The sequence below is a fragment of the Nocardia tengchongensis genome (assembly GCF_054781395.1).
In genome coordinates, this window is the sequence record NZ_BAAGUM010000006.1 from 449602 (window position 1) to 468675 (window position 19074).

General features: G+C 67.5%; 18 protein-coding genes. 8 read left to right on the top strand and 10 right to left on the bottom strand.

Going from position 1 to position 19074, the window contains the following annotated elements:
- The first annotated feature begins 176 nt into the window (after positions 1-176).
- Positions 177-1697: a diguanylate cyclase domain-containing protein gene (locus ACYVKL_RS13160; RefSeq protein ID WP_357191801.1), complete on the top strand. Its 1521-nt coding sequence runs from the start codon at positions 177-179 to the stop codon at positions 1695-1697.
- A gap of 66 nt (positions 1698-1763) precedes the next feature.
- Here ACYVKL_RS13160 and ACYVKL_RS13165 read toward each other — a convergent pair whose 3' ends face one another.
- Both ACYVKL_RS13165 and ACYVKL_RS13170 read right to left on the bottom strand, forming a co-directional pair.
- The gene (locus tag ACYVKL_RS13165; RefSeq protein WP_379162758.1) at positions 1764-2525 is read right to left on the bottom strand and encodes a DUF6319 family protein; all 762 of its coding nucleotides are present in this window, start codon (positions 2523-2525) and stop codon (positions 1764-1766) included.
- Between the two features lie 240 nt (positions 2526-2765).
- Positions 2766-3143 (bottom strand): hypothetical protein, encoded by a 378-nt coding sequence (locus ACYVKL_RS13170; protein ID WP_213559875.1) that lies wholly within the window; start codon positions 3141-3143, stop codon positions 2766-2768.
- Positions 3144-3358: 215 nt separating this feature from the next.
- Here ACYVKL_RS13170 and ACYVKL_RS13175 point away from each other — a divergent pair, with 215 nt between their 5' ends.
- A complete protein-coding gene (locus tag ACYVKL_RS13175) occupies positions 3359-5329 on the top strand; it encodes a molybdopterin-containing oxidoreductase family protein (protein WP_379162761.1) in 1971 nt (656 codons plus the stop codon).
- Between the two features lie 190 nt (positions 5330-5519).
- Here the strand turns inward: ACYVKL_RS13175 and ACYVKL_RS13180 are convergent, their stop codons facing one another.
- The 3 genes from ACYVKL_RS13180 to ACYVKL_RS13190 form a co-directional block, all read right to left on the bottom strand.
- Positions 5520-6404, bottom strand: coding sequence for an SGNH/GDSL hydrolase family protein (locus tag ACYVKL_RS13180; protein WP_379162764.1), 885 nt, complete (start codon positions 6402-6404; stop codon positions 5520-5522).
- A 93-nt stretch (positions 6405-6497) separates the two neighbouring features.
- Entirely contained in the window at positions 6498-8951 is a 2454-nt protein-coding gene (locus ACYVKL_RS13185) for an MFS transporter (RefSeq protein ID WP_379162766.1), read from the bottom strand.
- A gap of 265 nt (positions 8952-9216) precedes the next feature.
- Positions 9217-9876 (bottom strand): phosphate signaling complex PhoU family protein, encoded by a 660-nt coding sequence (locus ACYVKL_RS13190; protein WP_379162769.1) that lies wholly within the window; start codon positions 9874-9876, stop codon positions 9217-9219.
- A gap of 196 nt (positions 9877-10072) precedes the next feature.
- On the opposite strand from ACYVKL_RS13190, the gene ACYVKL_RS13195 reads away from it, so the two are divergent.
- Complete coding sequence (locus ACYVKL_RS13195) at positions 10073-11233, top strand: AI-2E family transporter (RefSeq protein WP_379162772.1); 1161 nt, start codon at positions 10073-10075, stop codon at positions 11231-11233.
- Between the two features lies 1 nt (position 11234).
- Here ACYVKL_RS13195 and ACYVKL_RS13200 read toward each other — a convergent pair whose 3' ends face one another.
- Positions 11235-12113, bottom strand: coding sequence for a DMT family transporter (locus ACYVKL_RS13200; RefSeq protein ID WP_379162775.1), 879 nt, complete (start codon positions 12111-12113; stop codon positions 11235-11237).
- Between the two features lie 130 nt (positions 12114-12243).
- Between ACYVKL_RS13200 and ACYVKL_RS13205 the strand changes: the two genes are divergently transcribed.
- The 5 genes from ACYVKL_RS13205 (at position 12244) to ACYVKL_RS13225 (ending at position 16369) form a co-directional block, all read left to right on the top strand.
- Positions 12244-13221 carry an esterase/lipase family protein gene (locus ACYVKL_RS13205; RefSeq protein WP_379162778.1) on the top strand — a complete coding sequence of 326 codons (978 nt, stop codon included), beginning with the start codon at positions 12244-12246 and terminating at the stop codon, positions 13219-13221.
- Positions 13222-13306: 85 nt separating this feature from the next.
- The gene (locus tag ACYVKL_RS13210; RefSeq protein WP_379162781.1) at positions 13307-13513 is read left to right on the top strand and encodes a DUF397 domain-containing protein; all 207 of its coding nucleotides are present in this window, start codon (positions 13307-13309) and stop codon (positions 13511-13513) included.
- A 162-nt stretch (positions 13514-13675) separates the two neighbouring features.
- On the top strand, positions 13676-14524 hold the full coding sequence (locus ACYVKL_RS13215; RefSeq protein ID WP_379162784.1) for a class I SAM-dependent methyltransferase: 849 nt from the start codon (positions 13676-13678) through the stop codon (positions 14522-14524).
- 76 nt (positions 14525-14600) lie between these two features.
- The gene (locus tag ACYVKL_RS13220) at positions 14601-15158 is read left to right on the top strand and encodes a nitroreductase/quinone reductase family protein (protein WP_379162787.1); all 558 of its coding nucleotides are present in this window, start codon (positions 14601-14603) and stop codon (positions 15156-15158) included.
- Positions 15159-15520: 362 nt separating this feature from the next.
- Positions 15521-16369, top strand: a complete 849-nt coding sequence (locus ACYVKL_RS13225) for an alpha/beta fold hydrolase (RefSeq protein ID WP_379165702.1) — start codon at positions 15521-15523, stop codon at positions 16367-16369.
- Here the strand turns inward: ACYVKL_RS13225 and ACYVKL_RS13230 are convergent.
- The 4 genes from ACYVKL_RS13230 to ACYVKL_RS13245 form a co-directional block, all read right to left on the bottom strand.
- The gene (locus ACYVKL_RS13230; RefSeq protein ID WP_379162790.1) at positions 16366-16782 is read right to left on the bottom strand and encodes a DUF4442 domain-containing protein; all 417 of its coding nucleotides are present in this window, start codon (positions 16780-16782) and stop codon (positions 16366-16368) included. The two genes, ACYVKL_RS13225 and ACYVKL_RS13230, sit on opposite strands and share 4 nt — an antisense overlap.
- Positions 16783-17032: 250 nt before the next feature.
- Entirely contained in the window at positions 17033-17431 is a 399-nt protein-coding gene (locus ACYVKL_RS13235; protein WP_379162793.1) for a PPOX class F420-dependent oxidoreductase, read from the bottom strand.
- Positions 17432-17474: 43 nt separating this feature from the next.
- Complete coding sequence (locus tag ACYVKL_RS13240; RefSeq protein WP_213560931.1) at positions 17475-17951, bottom strand: DUF1772 domain-containing protein; 477 nt, start codon at positions 17949-17951, stop codon at positions 17475-17477.
- A gap of 210 nt (positions 17952-18161) precedes the next feature.
- Positions 18162-18980 (bottom strand): hypothetical protein, encoded by an 819-nt coding sequence (locus ACYVKL_RS13245; RefSeq protein WP_379162798.1) that lies wholly within the window; start codon positions 18978-18980, stop codon positions 18162-18164.
- Positions 18981-19074: the final 94 nt, after the last annotated feature.

A 19074-nucleotide genomic window follows, 5' to 3' on the forward strand; every position in this document is an offset into this window, starting at 1 on the left:
ACTCCGCTCCGGAGCGCGCGCTTTCATGTAATGATCGGACCGGTTGCCCAATTAGTGGCAGCGCCTTTCTCGACCGGGCACTCTGCCACCGCAGCGTGGGCACCTATGCTCGTACCGCAACACTCGGTTGATGATCGGCGGTGTCTTTTCGAGTACTGCTCGGATAAGGGGGGCTGGTGGGAACAGACGTACAACCGGCCGAACGGCCCGGTCGACGCTTCAATATCTGCTGGCGCACCGTCCTGTTCATCTGTGGCGTACTGATTCTCGGCCTGCCGCTGGCGATCGACTCCAAAGCCGTGGCGCTGGGCACCCTGTTCGTATCGGTCGCGATCAGCCTCACCATGATCGGCATGGGGGTGCGCAAGTTCCGGCCCCGCCATCCGCTGCCCTGGTACCTGCTCTCCGCGGCCGCGGTGCAGTTCGCCATCGGCACCGCCTTACGCCACGTCTCCGACTCCCAGCGGCACCCCTTCGACGATCTGTTCACCCTCAGCGGCTACTGCTGCGTCGGTGTGGCCGCGGTGCTGTGGTTGCGCCCGCGCCAGAACAGCACCGATCACGACCTGCTGCTCGACTCCGGGCTGATCGGCCTGGGCGCGCTGCTGCTCTCGTGGACGTTCCTCATCTCCCCGGTGCTGCACATGGCGCACCACGTGAACTTCACCGCCATCACCTGCGTCGCGGATCCGATCGTGGACGCCCTGCTGCTCACCGTGATCGTGCATTCGGTGATCACCTCGGCGCGCTCGGAAACCTCACTGCGCCTGGTGCATCTGGCCATGCTGGTGATCCTGGCCGGCGATCTGGCCTACAACCTGGAGACCGCGGGTTCGGCGGTGATCGGGCGGCAGATCCAGTTGCTGCCGCTGCAGCTGGGTTTCACGCTGATCGGCGCGGCCGCGCTGCATCCGAGCATGGTGGTGCTGGGCGGGCCGCGCGATATCCATCCGCACCGGTCCCGGCAGCGGGCCAGCATCATCGCGATCGTCATGATCGTTGCCTCGCTGGTGCCGGTGGTCGGCTCCAGCCTGGACACCCTGGACCGCGTCGTGGTGTCGTCGCTGTTCGCCCTCCTACTAGCCGGGGTGCTGCTACGCAGTGAGCGCGCAATCGAACGCAGCGCCCGCAGCGAGCGGCGCGCGCAGTATCAGGCAGACCATGACATGCTCACCGGACTCCTGAACCGCGCCGCCCTGCTGCGGGCGCTGCATCGTAATCGGGAGCGGTGGGCCGGGCAGCCGCTGGCGCTGCTGTTCATCGACCTGGACGGATTCAAGCGGGTCAACGACAACTACGGGCACGCGGTGGGCGACGAGCTGATCGCGAACGCGGCGGCCCGCATTCGCCGGGTGATCCGGCGCGACGATGCGGCCGCGCGATACGGCGGCGACGAATTCGTGGTGCTGGCGCCGTTGGCGCAGGCGCAGGCGCGGCAGCTGGCCGAACGCCTGCTGGCCACCCTGGGGGAACCGTTCGAGCTGAGCGCGGCCGAGGTGCGCATCGCGGCCAGTATCGGCATCGCCTGCACCAAGCCGCGCGAGACCGAGACCACGGTCTACGAGCTACTGCGCGAGGCGGATTCGGCCATGTACCACGCCAAGGAATACTCGCTCGGCTACATCTTCCACGACGATCTACGCCGCGGCCGCCCGGAATCGGGCCCGCTCACCTGGCAACGCGAATCCGCGGTCTGAGCACGAGTTGTGGCCCAACCCACACGAAAAGGGTTGGGCCATCAGCCCTCGGGCCGGAAGGCCGGTTCAGGCCAGGTCTTCGAGTAGCCGACGCGCCGACTCGAGTTCGGCCTGCAGCTGCTCGACCTTGGCGCGCTGGGAGGCGCGGACGGACTCCAGGATCGAGTCCACCACCTCCGACACCTCGGGGTGCAGGATCTTGGCCGCCTGGGAGACAGCCGAACTCGGCACGGCCAGGCCGCGAATGGTGCGCTTCTTGCCGTTGACGACGTCGAGGGTCCACTCGCCCTCGCCGGTGCCGGAGAGGGTGACCGTCACCTCGGGAGCCTTGGGCTTGCGGGCGGCGGCCGAGTTCGCGGCGGCGTTGCGAGCCGGGCGCGAGGCGGGCTTCTTGGCCTCGCCCTCGGCCGTCGGCTGCGGGGTGGCTTCCGGAGCGGGCGGGGTGCTCGGCGCGGCGGCCGGCATCGTCGCGGGGGACGACATCGTCACGGTCGGTTCCTTCCTGGTTGCCGTTCTTGGGGTTGCACTCGCCGGTTTGACCGCGGGCGCCGGCGCGGGGGCCGGTTTCGGGTTCTGCCGGGCCGGCTTGGTCAGGGTCACCTCGGTGGGACCGAAGGACAGGACGTCCTTCGAGCCCGTCGGCTTCACCTGCAGGAAATCGCCTTCGGACGGATCACCGAGAGACATCACCTTGCCGGAGCGGCCTTCCGGGACACCGACCGCCAGGGCGGTGAACCACACCATGGGCGGTCTGCCCGCGTCGATTTCCGCGGCGATCTCCCGAATCTCGGTATCCGACAAGGGCTGTGGCTTGGTACGGGTCGACATGGGCACTCCGGGGCGGACGGGGCGGACAGCTGCGTGCCAAGAGCATGCACCATGGCACCGACAAATCCACATCCGGAGAATGCGCATGGTCACCACCACACGGTTGGTGAACCTTCAGCTATTCCTACTGGTGCGGCCCACGGAACATGGCCGGCGCAGGTGATCCTAGGCGTCCGCCCCTGTCCCCGCGCAACTTTCGTGACGGACCCATCCGTCCCGTGCCCGAATAGCGAGTATCGATCAGAGCTGTTCGACGCCGCGCAGCACACACCGCACGGTCTGTGGCCGGGCCACCGGATCCAGCAGCGTCTCGGTGGTGAAGTCCTGGGTCGCGCCCGGCGCCACCAGCACCTCGGTGCGGGTCCGTTCCAGATCGGCGGCCTCGGGCGTCATGAAACTGATCACCACCAGATACCGGTGCTCCACCACATCCCGGTTGCTGACCACCGCGGTCGCCTGCCAGCCCGCGGCGGTGCCCGCGCAGGCGGTGACGAAGGCACTGCGCTGCATCTCGGAGGTATCGGAGGCGGCCAGCTCGGTATGGGGCCGGCTCGCGTGCGCGGTATCGGCGTGACCTGCGTGCGCGCAGCCGGTCAGCAGCGCCGCGCACCCTGACACGACACCGACTAGACCTCGGCCGGGGGTGATCATGAATCTCCCATTCCACCGCGCACTTCCGCCCCCGCACTCCTGTTGCGGCTGATTAGCCGCGCGCCGAGACTACCCCAGTGCGACCGCGTGTCTTCACATGACGACCTAGGCGTGTCGCACTGGAAAACCGGCCGTATCCTCGCCTTTCGCACCCGCCTGAGCACTTGCTTACGATCTACGGTGTGAAGGTTCTGGGAGCGTGCCCCCTCGACTGCCCCGACGCCTGCTCCTGGGTGGTGGACGTCCAGGACGGCCGGGCCGCCGGACTGCGCGGCAACAAGGAGCACCCGGTCACCCGGGGCGCGCTGTGCGTCAAGGTGAACCGCTACCTCGAACAGGTCCACTCCCCCGAACGCCTCACCCGCCCGCTCCGCCGGATCGGCCGCAAGGGTGAGGGCCGCTTCGAGCCGATCAGCTGGGACGAGGCGCTCGACGAGATCGCCGAACGCCTGACCGCCATCATCGCCGAGCACGGCGGCGAGGCGGTGTGGCCGTTCCACGGCACCGGCAGCCTCGGCTACATCCAAGGGCTGGAGGGTCTTTCCGGACGACGTTTCTTCAATGCGCTCGGCGCCTCCCGCCACGACCCGACCATCTGCTCGGTCGCGGGCACCGTCGGGCTGGAATACACCCTGGGCACCGCGGGCGGCATGGACCCCGAGGACCTGGCGGCGTCGAAGCTGATCTTGTTGTGGGGCACCAACCCGATGACCTCCGGACATCACGTCTGGAAGTTCATCCAGGACAGCGGCGCGTACACCGTGGCCATCGATCCGGTGCGCACCAAGACCGCCGAACGCTGTGACGAACACCTGGCCCCGCTGCCGGGCACCGACGCCGCGCTCGCACTGGGCCTGATGCACGTCATCGTCGGGCTGGGCGCGCAGGACCAGGAGTTCCTCGCGGCCCACACCGAGGGCTGGCCGGAATTCCGGTCCCGCATCGCCGAGTACCCGCCCGAGCGGGCCGCCGCCATCACCGGTGTGCCGGTGGAGCGCATCGTGGCGTTGGGCGAGCGCATCGCCCGCACCCGCCCCACGGCCATCCGCGCCTCGCAGGGCATGCAGCGGCACGCGGGCGGCGGTATGGCCCTGCGCACCCTGGCCTGTCTGCCCGGCGTGACCGGTGACTGGGCGATTCGCGGTGGTGGACTGCACTATTCGACCAGCGGACACTTCCGCCTCGACACGCCCGCCCTGACCCGCTTCGATCTGCTGCCGCACCCGGTGCGTACCCTGTCCATGACCCGGATGGGTGAGGCGCTGCTGGATCCGGACGGCCCGCCGGTGCACGCGTTGTTCGTGATCGGCGCGAATCCGGTGGGCTCCAACCCCGATCAGCGCCGGGTGATCGAGGGTCTGTCCCGTGCGGACCTGTTCACGGTGGTGCTCGAACACTTCCCGACCGACACGGTCGACTACGCCGATATCGTCCTCCCGGCCACCATGCAGCCCGAGCACCTGGATGTGCTGGCCGCGTACGGCAATCTCTATCTGGTCTGGAACGAGCCGGCCGTGCCGCCGCCCGGCGACTGCCTGCCCACCACCGAAACCTTCCGCCGCCTGGCCCGCCGCATGGGGCTCACCGAACCGGCGCTCTACGAGTCCGACGAGGAGCTGGCGAACCAGCTGCTGAAACAGTACGACGTGGACCGGCTGCGCGCCGAGGGCTTCCTGAAGATCGCGCCGGGTCCGGTGCCCGCGGGCAAGCTGCGGTTCGTGTCCGACCTGGCCGAGCGGGACGGGCACGCGCCGCTGGCCGGCTACACCCCGCCCGCCGATCCGGGCGACGGCCTGGTGCTGATCTCGGCCGCCTCGCACTATTTCCTCAATACGGGGTTCGGTTCGAATCCCGAATTGCGGCGGCGCGCAGGCGAACTCCGCGTCACCATCCACCCCGACGACGCGGCGGCACGCGGCATCGCCGACGGTGATCCGGTGACGGTCGGCAACGACCGCGGCTCCTTCGACGCGATCGCCGAGGTCTCCGACACGGTCCGTCCCGGCGTCGCCGCGACCCCGAAAGGCCGCTGGGCCAAGCATTCCGGCGGCGCGACCGTGAACGCGACCATCGCCGAACGGGATTCGGACTACGGCGGCGGCGCGGTCTTCCACGACAACCGCGTGCGGATCACACCGCGCCCGCGAGAATGAAGCGCCGGGTGCGCGGTTGGCGCTGCCGAATGCGGGAGTGATCTGGCGGCGCCACGCACCGCCGCGGTACTCGGCGACCGGTGGACGTTGCTCGTGCTGCGGGGTATCGAGATAGCTGGGAGGCGACAGACCGCCGTGCTCAGCGGTTGGGCCGCCGGGCACGGCAGCCGCCGGGCACGGCGGTGAGCAGTCAGGACGCGCCCAGGGTTTCCAGTACCCGGCGAGCTTGGTAGTCCGCGCCCAGCTGGTTGGGGTGGAAGGGGACGGCGAGGCCGACCGGGTTGCCGGAGAACGGGACCAGGCCCTCCACCCAGCGGGTGCCGACCGGCCGGCAGGCGTCGTGGCCCGAGCTGCCGGCGTAGGTGTCGACGAAGTCGACGCCGGTGGTGGCGGCGACCCGGGCGAGCATGGTGTGCAGTTCGATCAGCTTCTGCCCCAGCCAGATCGCGTCGGGGTCGGAGATGGGGATGACCGGCCAGCAGCCGCCGTCGAGGCCGATGCCTTCGAAGTAGTCGAGCAGCAGGATGCGGGCGTGCGGGGCGCGTTCCCGAATGCCGGCGATGGTGGCGGCCACGCGGGGTTCGGTCTTGGCGATGTTCTGTGACATCCGGTCGACGCCGTCGGCGACCATGGAGTTCAGGCAGGGGCTGACCGCCGGGTCGAGGGTGATGCAGTCGGTGACGATGGCGGCCAGATTCGCGTCGTTGCCGCCGATTTCGAGGGTGACCAGGTCGGTGGACTCGGTGAGCCGGTCGAACTGCGGTGGGTTGGAGCTGCCGCCGATGGACTGCGGCTGGGTCATGTTCGCGGTGACCGCGCCGCCGCAGGTGGCGTCGCGGAACACCGGCACGGCCAGGGCCGCAGCCACCTGCTTGGCGTAGTTGTGGGCGCTCTGCACGCAGGGCACCGGGGTGAACGCGGTGCTGAGCTGACTGAGGGTGGCGTCGGCGGCCCAGGAATCACCGAGGGCCACATACTCGTTGACAGTGGTCGCGGGCGGTTCGGCGGCCACCGCCGCGGTGGGCAGGACGGCGGCGAGGGCGGCGGCGGTGAGCAGTGCGCGCGAGGTCTTCATGTCTGGTCTCCCCTGGGTCAGCCCAATACCGAATAATGGACTGTTTTCAGTGCGGAAACCTAACAGCTGGACGGCTGTCCCGCTCACCGAATCTCAAACTCGGTCCGCCACCTCCCTGCGGTCGGCTCCCACCGTCTCCATCCGGTCGACGGACACCTCTCTGCGGTCGACGGACACCTCTCGGCGTACGTCGGACACCGCCTCCATCCGCTCATATCCCAGCAGCACGTCATGCGCCACTTCACCGTCGGCCACCGTGACCCGGCTGAACGCGGCGGGATACCCGCGCGCCATCACGGTGTAGCGCCCCTCGGCCAGGTCCGGCACCACATAGCGGCCGGTGCCGTCGGTGCGGGTGACCGCGATCAGGTCCCCGGCCTCGTCCAGCACGGTGATCTGGGCGTCGGGGATGCCGTCGCCGCGCTCGTTGCAGGCCGACCCGGCCAGCACCGACCGCGGCGCCAATTCGATGTCGTGGCGCAGCATCCCGCTGTCGGGCACGGTGAGGGTGATGGCGGAGGGCCGCATGTGCTCGGCCACCGCGACCAGCGTGTAGGTCCCGGCCAGCACGCCGCGGCAGGTGAAGTCACCGTCGGAGGTGGTGACGGCGGACCCGACCACATCGCCGAACGCGTCGGTGAGGGTGACCGTCGCATCCCCCAGCGGCGCGCCCCGTCCCGCCGACCGCACCACGCCCGACACCTCGCCGGAGCCGAGCAGCGAGACATCCAGGCGATGCGGGCGGCTGCCGACGGAAATGCTCAGCGCGGCGGGCTGATACCCGAACGCCGATACGATCAGCACGTACCCACCCGCATGCGGCGCAGCGATGAGGTACTCGCCATCGGAATGGCCGATCGCTCGCGAAACCTGGCGTCCGCGTTGATCGATGAGCGTGAGCACGGTGTCGGGCACCGACTGCCCGTCCTCCCGTTGCACCCGACCCGACACCGACAGGCCCGAGGACTCCTCGAACTCGTACTCCGGCTCCGGCTCGGTTTCGGGTTCGGGTTCGGGTTCCGCCTCGACGATCTCCTCGACGACCACGACGGGCTTCGGAGTGTCCTGCAGCGGAATCTCTTTCATGAACAGCAGCACGAACGCCGCCACCACCGCCACCGCGGCGGCCACCGCGAACACCCCGCCCATGGCGTGGGTGAACCCGACCAGGATGGGGGTCCGCAGGTGTTCGGGCAGCGCCGCGATACCGCTGGTGTTGGCTTCGACCCGGCCCAGTTGCGCGGCGTCGAACTCCGGCGGCAGCTGACCGCCGAAGGCCGCCATGATCTTTCGCGGCAGCAGGTTGAACAGGATGGTGAGGAACACCGCGACGCCGAGGGTGCCGCCCATCTGCCGGAAGAAGGTGGCCGATGCGGTGGACACGCCCATGTCCGCGCGCGGCCCGGCGTTCTGCGCGGCGATGATGAGCGTCTGCATGCACCCGCCCAGCCCGAAACCGATGACGCCGCAGTACAGCAGCGGCTGCCACAGCGGGCTGTCGAAGCGGACCAGCGCGAACAGCAGCGATCCCACGCCGATCACCAGCGATCCGAGGACGGGCAGCGCCTTGTAGCGTCCGGTGAATTTGGTGATGAGCCCGGACAATTGCGCGCCGATCATGATGCCGACCACCAGGGGCAGCATGAAAAGCCCGGAGCGCGTGGGCGAATACCCGCGCACCACCTGGAAGTACAACGGCACCAGCACGATCGCGCCGAACATGGCGACGCCGACGACGAATCCGCCCAGGATGGCGATGCTGAACGTGCGACTCCGGAACAGCCGCAGCGGAATCAGCGCGGAGTCCTTCATCAGGAATTCGACGACCAGGAACAGCGCCAGCCCCGCGGCCGCGATGCCGTAGCAGAGCAGGGCGTGCTGCGACCGCCATCCCCACTCGCGACCCTGCTGGGCGACGATGAGCAGCGGAACCGTGCCCGCCGCAAGGGTTATCGCGCCCAGCCAGTCGGTGCGGTGCCGGTGTCGTTCGAAGGGCACGTTGAGCACCTTGGCGACCACGACCAGCGCGAGCCCGCCGATGGGCACGTTCACCAGGAACACCCAGCGCCAGCCCGACAGTCCCAGAATGTGGTCGGCATTGGAGAAGAAGCCGCCCAGCACCGGTCCCAGCACGGTGGCGATGCCGAACACCATCATGAAATAGCCCTGGTACCTGACCCTTTCGCGGGGCGGCACGATATCGCCGATGATGGTGAAGGCCAGCGACATGAGCCCGCCCGCGCCGACGCCCTGCAGCGCGCGGAAGCCGGCGAGCTGGTACATCGAGGTGGCGAAGGTGCAGGCCACCGAGCCGAGCACGAAGACGCCGATGGCGATGAGGTAGCAGGGTTTGCGGCCGTAGATGTCGGCCAATTTGCCGTAGAGCGGCGTGGAGATGGTGGCGGTGATCAGGTAGGCCGTGGTGGCCCAGGCTTGTTTGTCGAAGCCGTGCAGGCTGTTGGCGATGCGGACGATCGCCACGCTGACGATGTTCTGGTCCAGTGCCGCGAGGAATACTCCCAGCAGCAGACCGGACAGGATGGTCATGATCTGGCGGTGCGTGAGCGTTCTCTCGGGGGGCGCCGATTGCTCGATCGTCGGCGCCGACGGTGCGATGGACGGTGCGACCCGGACCGGCGCTGCCACCCGAGACGGGGTGGATACCGATGCCTGGGTAGAGCTGTTTGGCATGTTTGGGGCCCTTGTCGGATTTCGGCTGTCCGTGCGTGCGGTGCTACTCGAAAAGACCTCGCCATGAAGCAATTCGGGCAGCTTACTCCCGCCGATCGGGGCCCCTCACAGGAGGTGGTAGTTACGCCTCCGTTTGCGCGTAGAGCGGAATACCGGTGTGGAAGAAGCGAATGAGCCGTCCGATGCGCACGCAGTGGTCGGCCGCGCGCTCGAAATGGTGGGCCAGCAGCGCGATATCGATGGCCATGGCCGACCCGTGCGGCCAGCCGTCGTCGGCGGCCATCTCCACCAGGCGGCCGCGCAGCCGCTCCAGGTTCTCGTCGCGCGGGACCAGGACCCGATCGCGTGGCGGGTTCTGCGCCGCAATGACTCTCACGGCGCTGCCGGCCAGATGCGTGACCGCACCGGACATTTCCACCAGCAGGTCGAGAACGTGGGCAGGGGCCACCACGGCCGGGTAGCGGCGCACCACCACGTCGGCGACCCGGCTGAGCGATCGGCTCACGGCCATGAGGTCGTCGGCGATCTGCATGGCGGTGATGACCTGCCGCAGGTCGCGGGCGACCGGAGCCTCCAGCGCCAGCAGGATGACCGAGCGGTCCTCACATTTAGCGTGCTCGATCTCCACGTGTTCCTCCAGCGCGAACACCTCGTACGCCGCCGTCAGATCGGCGCCGCCGAGCGCGGCCGTGGCCCGCTCCGACGCCTCCTGTGTCAGCTGCGCCATATGCGCGAGCTCCTCGGTCAGCGCTATCAGTTCGCTGGAGAATTTCGTGCGCACTCGCATATCTTGGCCGCCCTCCCGCATGCCTGCACACTATCGCGGGAAAACCTTTCTCTCCGAATGGGTCTCGATTCCGTTCACCAAAAATAAACAGACCGTCCAGATTCGTCCGATTCGTCCACCCGCCGTTCGATTTCGGACCCCTCGGTGGGTCGTCCCGGGAAAGCCGCGCCGGTGCCCGAGACTGGGGCCCGTGGCCGCCGACAACCCAGAACCCACGCTCCGGGCCGCCATGCCCGCCTGGCTACCTCGCGCCATGGTGCTCGCCCTGGCTCTGCTCGGACTGTTCGAACTCGCCAATTGGGCGGCGCACCAGCTGATCGGCATCGCGATCATGATGACCGTGTCCTTCTTCGTCTCCCTCGCCATGGAGCCGGCGGTGGACGGCATGGCCGGGCGCGGCGTCAATCGCGGACTGGCCACCGCGGTGGTGTTCATCATCGTGTTCGCCTGCACCGCCGGGTTCATCGCGACACTGGGCGTGCTCATGGTGGAGACCGTCGCCAATGTGGTGCACGAACTCCCGCGGCTGCTCGACGAGCTCTTGAACTGGGTCAATCGCGTGTTCCACCAGAGCTTCACCCTCGACCAACTGCGCGACCGGCTGTTCAAGGACTCCAACGTGATCAGCTCCTGGGCCGAGCGGGCCGCCAACAATGTGTGGGGACTGTCGAGCACGGTGCTGGGCGGGCTGGCGCGCTTGCTGACTATCGCCCTGTTCAGCGTGTACATGACCGCCGACGGGCCCAAACTGCGGCGCACGGTGTGCTCGCTGCTGCCGCCCGCGAAACAGGGTGCGGTGCTGCATGCCTGGGACCTGGCCATCGACAAGACCGGCGGCTACCTGTATTCGCGGGCGCTGCTAGCGGTCATCTCGGCCGTGGCGCACGGGGCGTTCCTGGCGCTGCTCGGGATACCCAACGCGGTGGCACTGGGCATCTGGTTCGGCGTGGTGGCCTCGTTCGTGCCGACCATCGGGACGTATCTGGCGGGTGTGCTGCCGATTCTGGTGGCGCTCACCATCAAACCGCTCGATGCGGTGTGGATCATCCTGTTCGTGGTGATCTACCAGTGGATTCAGGACTATGTGCTGCAGCCGCGCATCACCGCGAAGACGGTGGACGTGAATCCGGCGATCGCGCTGTTGTCGGTGATCGTGGGCGGGGCGCTGCTCGGGGCGGTTGGCGCGCTGCTGGCGATTCCCGCCACCGCCACCCTGCAGGCGTTCCTCGGGGAGTACGTGAAGCGCTACGAGGTCAGCGAGGATCCGCGCATCGAGCGGCGCGGCGGAGCGCACAAGCAGCGCAAGGCGGATCGCGCCGCGGCACAGCAGGCCGCGGAGTCCGACGAGTGAGCTAGGCCCGCGCCGGAACCACCTCGGGCCGGTCCTTGGCACGCGCGGTGCCCAGGATCGAGCCCGCGATCACCAGCGGGAAGCCGATCGCCATGCCCGCGGTGAGCGGTTCGTTCAGCAGTGAGACGCCGATCAGCAGGGCCACCGCGGGATTGATGTAGGTGATGACGGTCGCGCGCGAGGGGCCGACCTCGCCGATGAGAGCGAAGAAGACCACGAACGCCAGCGCCGTGCAGAGTAGGCCCAGGCCCACCACCGACCAGCTCGCCCCGGCTGGGAAGCGGTCCGGCACGCGCCACAGCGCGAACGGCAGGTATAGCGCGGCCGCGATGGCCAGCGACGCGGTCACCACGCCGATCGGCGGCAGGTCGGCGAGCTTGCGGTCGATGATGATCGGGCCGAGCGCGTAACCGATCACGCTCACTCCGATGGCCGCCAGCGCACCCAGATTCGAGACGTCGATATCCAGGCCGACGAGGGCGGTCACGCCCGCGAAGCCGATCACCAGGCCGAGTGCCCGGCGCAGGTCGAGGCGCTCGTGGCCGAGGCGGGTGGTGATCACGATCGCGATCAACGGGACGGCGGCGATGAGCAGCCCCACCGTCGAACTGGTCAGTCGAGTCTCCGCGTGGCCGATGAGCAACCACGGCCCGGTGATCTCCACCAGCGTGTACACCAGCACCCAGCGCCACTGCCGCAACACCGGCCACAGCACCTTCGAATACAACGCGAACGGCGACAACACCAGCGCGCCCAGCAGCGTCCGGCCGAAGGCCACGAACACCGGATCGAAATCCCGCACCGCGACCCGGATCATGGCGTACGGGACACCCCAGATCACGCCCATACCCAGGAACAACAGCCAGCCGCGCTTACTCACCCCACACTCCTTCCGATCCCCCGGAGCGTATGGCACGCCGCCGACACGCTGGGCCAGTCGTCCGAACACCCCCGCCAGCCGAAGTATTTCGGTGAGCACTGCGACACCGGCGAACAGACAATGGAAATCGATGAGGGCGGGGACACAACTGAAGGTTCGAGTTGGTACCGCGGTGGTGGTGGCGGCTGCCGCGATCGGATTGAGCGCCGCACCGGCGGAGGCGGTCCCCCGGCCCGGCCCGATCATCGGGCAGCCGTCGATCATCGGATCGGGACCTGCCTTCGGGTCCAGGGTCAGACCTTCGAACGTCGCCGGGGCGGCGCAGACCGCCAGAACACTCGAGCCGACGCTGGACTGCATTCCGTCCGCCGAGCAGCCGAATCCTGTTGTAGTGCTTGGTGGTTTCGGGGCGGTAGGGGACATTCGCGCGACACTCGACAAGCAGATGGCGGGAATCACCGGTGGAATTCGCGATCTCGGCGGATGCCCGTTCGTCTTCGGGTACGGCATCATCGGCCCGATGCAGGCCGCCGCCCCGGTGCCCGAATCCGCCGGAGAACTGGCAGGATTCATCACGAAGGTGCAGGCGGCAACAGGCGCCGACCACGTCGACATCGTCGCCCACTCATCCGGCGCCCTGATCGCCAACTACTACCTGAAGTTCCTGCACGGCGGCCCCCACGTGGACCGCGCGATCTACCTAGCGCCAGTAACCCAGGGAACCACAGCCGCCACCCTGGTAGGCGGCCTCGACCTCCCCGGCTCCCCCGAGGGCCTGGCCGGAATCCTCGACGACGCAAAAGATCCCTTGCGCGACACCATATTCACCGGCATAGCAGGCGCCCTCGACTGCCTCGCCGGATCCCGAATAACCCGCGCCATCCTCAACGGCGGAGTAACCGTCCCCGGCGTCGTCTACTCCGTCCTCGCCACCCGAGGCGACCAGGTCCTCACCCCACCCGGCCCAGCCTCCTTCATCGACGACCCCCGCGTCGAAAACGACTACTTCGAAGACCTCTACCCCCGAGCCGGATTAGCCGACCACGCCACCCTTCCTATGCAACCCGACGCAGCCCAGTGGGTGATTGAACAACTCCTCACGGAGTAGCGGAACCCCGCTCCCCGCAGAGGTATTCGCCCAACTTCTACCGCTTCCAAGCCACAGTCCAGCGCCCACGCAGAGGATTTCGAATGTGAATAACGAACTGCCCGTGACGAACTGGTTCAAGAGCACATACAGCCAAGCCCAAGGCGAATGCGTCGAGGTCGCGTTCCTCGATTCCGGCCGAGTCGGCGTCCGAGACTCCAAGAACCCGACCGACCCGGCCCTGACCTTCACGCCGGGTGAATGGGACGCCTTCACCCAGGGAGTCAAGGACGGCGAGTTCGACCGACCGTAGGGCCATCACACCCGTTGCCAAGCTCATCTGCCTGCGGATTCGAGTGTTGCCCTGGGGTTTCACGGGTGGCATCGCCCACATCTCGGTCCACGCCCCCGCCCGACACTCTATAAATGTAGAGGCATCCTGTTGATGCAGAGGCGAGCAAGGGAGATGGGTCGAATGTCTTCGCAACCATTGGTTTCCAACGTTTCGGATACCGCGCGGTGGGTGGCCGCGCATCGGGCCATGGAGTCCGCGCGGCCTGATGCGTTGTTCCGGGACCCACTGGCCGAGCGGCTCGCCGGGGAGCGGGGGCGGGTGATCGCCGAGGTTGCCGGGCAGGCGATGGCGGATGACTGGTTCCTGGTTGCTCGCACCAAACTCATCGATGATCAGGTGGCCGAGGCGGTCGCCGGTGGGTGCAATTTGGTGCTGAATCTGGGGGCCGGGCTCGATGCGCGGCCGTACCGGATGGAATTGCCGGCCGACCTGGTGTGGATCGAAGCCGATTTGCCCGACCTCGTCGCCGAGAAATCCGCGCTGCTCGCTGGGGAGACACCTCGGTGCCGGCTGGTTCGGACCGCGCTCGATGTCACCGATTCTGGTGCTGTCACAACGTATCTCGACTCGGTGCTCACCGACGCGACGCGAGCACTGGTGATCTCCGAGGGGTTGGTGATGTACCTGGAGGAGGCTGACGTGGTCGCCTTGTCGGCGGCGTTGACGCGGCCTGAGATCGCCGGGTGGTGCCTCGACTTCAGTTCTGCGGGAGTCGCTCGTCTGATGACCGACCGTAACGAGGGTCTGTTGCAGCGGGCACCGTGGACATTCCTGCCTGCCGATGGGGTCACGTTCTTCGAGGAGCTCGGATGGAATGCGAGTTACCTCGAATCGATCGTGGTGGGTGCGGCTCGATTCAACCGGCTCTCGCCGCCCGTTCCCGCTGAAGTCGTCGCCGCTCAGCAGCCTGATCCATGGGCGCCTGGCGAGCAGCCCTACAGCGGGGTCGTCCGGCTGACTCACCAGTAGTCGCAAACCCTTGCACACCAACGAGAACGGCCTACTATGCATTGTAGTAGGCCGTTCTCGGACCTGGGGGTACGACATGAAGACCGATCGTGGGGACAAGCAGCAGAAGCCGGTGCGATTGCGGGCGAAGCCAGTCGATGCGACGGGTCGGCCGAGGTGGTTCGTCCGCGCCTACGCTGCCGTTGCCGTCGGGCGACTGCCTCGATTTATCTCTCGCCACATCGCGTGGAAGCTCGATCCGGTGCTGCTGCGGCTCACGCGCGGCCGCCTATCGGCGACGTTGGTCTTCCCGACCGCAGTGCTGGAGACCGAGGGAGCCCGAACCGGAGCTCGGCGCCGCAACGCCATCATCTACTTCATGGATGGCGATGACGCCGTCATCGCGGCATCCAACGCGGGCGCGGCAACCAACCCCGCTTGGTACTACAACCTGCTGGCCAATCCCGATGTCGTCTTCGGTGGAGCACCGATGCGGGCGACCGTGATCGACGACGCCACCGAGCGCCAACGGCTCTGGACCATCGCCGATCACGTTTTCCCGGCCTACATCCCGTATCGCCGGGAAGCGAGCCAGGTGGGCCGGACCATCCCGATCATTCGGTTGACCCCACGCGAGGCAGGCTCGGCTACGTAGGGCCTGGGCTAGGCTGAGCCGGTCGAAGCCAAGTACCGTCGGGACCTGGGGGAATTGGCTTGTTGGGCAGAATATTTCGGTATCTACTGATTCTGCTGCTCGCCTCGGTCGCGGTGAACGGCGTTGCCCGATCCGAGCCGGCGCCCTCGCAGCAGGGATCAGTGGTCGTTGCCCTGCCTGATCCGACCGGCGCCGATGCGATCGACGTTTCCACTGCCCGCGAATCTCGTAGGCGCCCACCCAGGCATGCTGCATGCCGCTGGCGCAACGGCACCGATGACTTTCCGGTGAATGCGTCGTCGATACCTCTGGGCATACCGACAGAGAGGAGTCCGGGCATGGTGCGACCGGTTCGGGATGGCATGACGGTGGTGCGGGCGAATGGTGTGGAGCTCGGCATCGAGAGCTTCGGACGCGCGGACGATCCACTGATCCTGTTGGTCGGTGGGACAACGATGTTGTCTTGGCCCGACACTCTGTGTGAGGAGCTCGCGGCGAATGGGCGGCGGGTGGTTCGGTACGACCTGCGGGATTCCGGCGCGTCGACGACTCTCGATCCACTGAATCCGGGTTACGGCCTGCGCGATCTCGCGGCGGACGCGGCCGCGCTGGTCGAGGTGCTCGGGGCGAGGGCCGCTCATATCGGTGGGGTCGGCGTTGGCGGGATGGTCGCTCAGGTTGCCGCGCTGGACCACCCGGAGAAGTTCTCCGCGCTGACGCTCGTCGGCACCCGGCCGGTAGCGCCGGGCCCGGCGGATGCGGACCTACCGGAACACGACCCTGCGGTCATGGCCACGCTGTTCTCCCGCCCGCTGCCGGACTGGACCGATCGGGATGCCGTCGCGGCGTTCGCTGCCGAGGGCGCGAAAGCCAGAGGTGACGCCCCGGAGGACGCGCGCGCGACGGCGGCCCGTATCTGGGACCGGACGCCGTCGAACGATCCCGCGGTGCACCAGGCGAATCAGCTTGGGATGGTGTTCTCCCGGATCGACTGTGCCCCGCGATGGCGAGAGCAGCTCGGGGAGCTCGATATGCCCACGCTCGTGGTGCACGGGCGCGCCGACCCGTTCTTCCCCGTCGGCAACGGTGAGGCACTCGCCGCCGAGATCCCGGCGGCTCGACTGCACGTCCTCGAAGGAATGAGCACCACTTTGCGGACTGCCGATGCCGACCAAGTCGCCTCCGCCATGCTCGCTCTCCGAAATTGCTAATCGCTGCGGCGCACGTACAGCTGCTGCGTGACTCGCGCGACGAGAACGCCTGCGCTGGAGACGACTTCGGCGGTGTGCGAGGTGATCGACTTGCTGCCGTCGTCGGTGGCGGCACGGATCGTCGCGACCTCCTCGCGCGGGAGTGACATGGTGGCCGTCACCAGTTCGCGACCGGGCGCGATGAATTCGATGCTCGCGCCGCTGGTCCATACCCGATACCCGGCTCCGAGTTGACCACGCGCCATGATCCCGAAGAACGGATCGGTCATCGCGTACAACGTGCCGCCGAAGGCTGCCCGGTTCGGGTTGCGGTTCCATCGGCGAATTCGGTGCGTGGCGACCACGCTGGTCCAATCGTCGGCGATATGGGTGACGCGGACGCCGGCGCCCAACAGTGGCGGGTACAGGCTCATGATTCGGCGAACCACCTGCGGAGCGGGAAGCGACTGGGTGCCGGCTCGTCCTGCGGACGTTCGGGGTTCTGCGGGCGTGGGCATCAGTCGATCCTGTCTACAGCTTCATCTCGATACTCGTTGCGGTCCCATCATTTCCAACACCGCATCTCGTGGCCAGCCGAGTGCTCTGACATGCCGCTGCCGCGCTGACCAAACTGGTCAGCGCGGCGGCTCGGGCGATCAATAGATGTTGTTGTGCCTTGCGGGATTACTCGGCGGCGCGGCTGGTGAAGTCGAAGGATCCGCCGTCGATACCCCAGGAAATGACGCGCTCCGGGTGGATTCGGATGACCGCGCGCTCCTGCGGCGGGAACGGCGGCTCCTCGTCGTCGAGCGCCTCGGCCGTACCGCGTACCTCGATACCGCGAATCACATACGGCTCCAACGAAACCTGCTGGTCGACGACGAACGACACCCGGCTACCCGACTCGACATTGCGGAACTTGCGACTGCTACGCATCCGCATGCCCCCGATGTCGATGGTGCCGTCCGCGTTCACCCGATAGGTGGTCGGATTGTTCTGCACGACGCCGTCGGGCGACACCGTGGCCAGCCGACCGATCCCGGCCTCGGCGAGGAACTTCTGTTCGTTGATGGTGAAGGTCATGTCGATTACTCCTCAGTGAAATTCGATATCAGGTGAGTCGAGGTCAGAACAGGATCAGCGTGGCGCACAGTCCGGCGATGGCGATGAACTGCAGGGCGACCCGGTACTTCAGGATGCTGTCCCACTTGTCCTGCAGCGCACGGGCATTGGCCGGAATGATGCCGCTCTGCGCGGCAGCGGTCTGCTGAGTATTGATCGGCTTGGCGACCCGGACATAGAAGGCAAGCCAGGTGAGCAATGCCGCCACCGCGATCCCCGCCGCGACCGCGGCGCCGATCTGCCCAGCCACCAGCGCGATCACCAACGTCAGCACCGCGGTGACCACACCACCCGCCCCGACCACCGGCATCCGCTTATCGCCGTAGTAGTGCCCCCACCCCGCACTGATGGTCACGGTCGCATCGTCGAGCTTGCGATACACGGACCGCATGATCACAGCCCCACAAACATCGGTGCCATAAACAACAGCATTGGCGAGCACAGCGACGGTGGCAACGATCTGCCCGGTGACGATCAGCATTTCCGGCTTCCCTTCCAAAATCTAGCATCGCTAGAACCTGAAGCAACGGTAGCACTCGTCCGCTAGCATGTCTAGCGCTGCTAGATTTTGACTCGCCGAAAGATGCTCGCTTGCCGATATGGCCAGGGAGGGTTCGGGTTTGCCGCGAACGCGAAAAACCGCCCCGCCTCCAAGCTTCACTCGGGGGCGGGGCGGTTCGGATGGGGTGGGTCAGGCGCAGGGCTGGGTGCCGGAGGCGGCGACCTGCATCCACATCTCGCCGGCGGTGCCGGGGAAGATCACTGCGTCGCTGAGGAAGCCGGGCTGGGCGCCGGTGTCGTATTGGCCGGTCAGGTGGTGGGAGCCAGTTGTGGTGGGGGTCCACTTGGTGGTGATGGAGCTGCCGTTGATTGGTGTGGCGCCGACGCCGGTTCCGTTGTCGGAGACCCACGCGTTGCGGGTGGGGGCTCCGGCGCTCAGGCTCTGGAGGATGGATGAGCCCGAGGAAGCCACCGAGGCCGGGATGGTCGAGATGGTCACGGACAGTTCGCAGCCCACCTGGGGGGTGCCGTGGACCGTGGTGCAGAGCTTGGCGGCCGCGTCGCCGCAGGACTTGGGGTCCGTGCTCGCGGTGCCGCCGACCTCGACGGTGGCGGTGCCTTGGTCGGTGTAGGGCGGGAGGTTCGGGTTGGTGTTGCCGTAGCCCAAGCCCAGGACGTGGGTGCCGGGGGTCAGCGGGGTCCAGTGAATGGTCGTGGTGGACGTGGTACCGCTGCATGGGGTACCGGCCGGCATGCTCGACGTGACGGCCCAGGCGGAGCGGATGGTCACGCCGCCGGAGGTGTCCGACAGGCCGGGGCTGTAGCAGCCGGAGATCGGGACCACGACGTTGTAGGTCTGTCCGACCTGAAAGTTGCTGCCCTGCACCGTCATTCCGGTGCCGACGATATCGGCATGGGCGGCCGTACCGGCGCTGAGCACGGTCAGGGCGGAGGCCGCGGCGGTGATACCGGCCGCGGCGAGGGTTCGAGCTGAGGTGCGGGTACGCATATTGCGGCTGTTCTCGATTCGGAAAAGCTCACGGGAGCACAGTGATCGTTTGCGAATAGCACTGTTCACCGATCGGCGGCCCGTCGCATGCCCA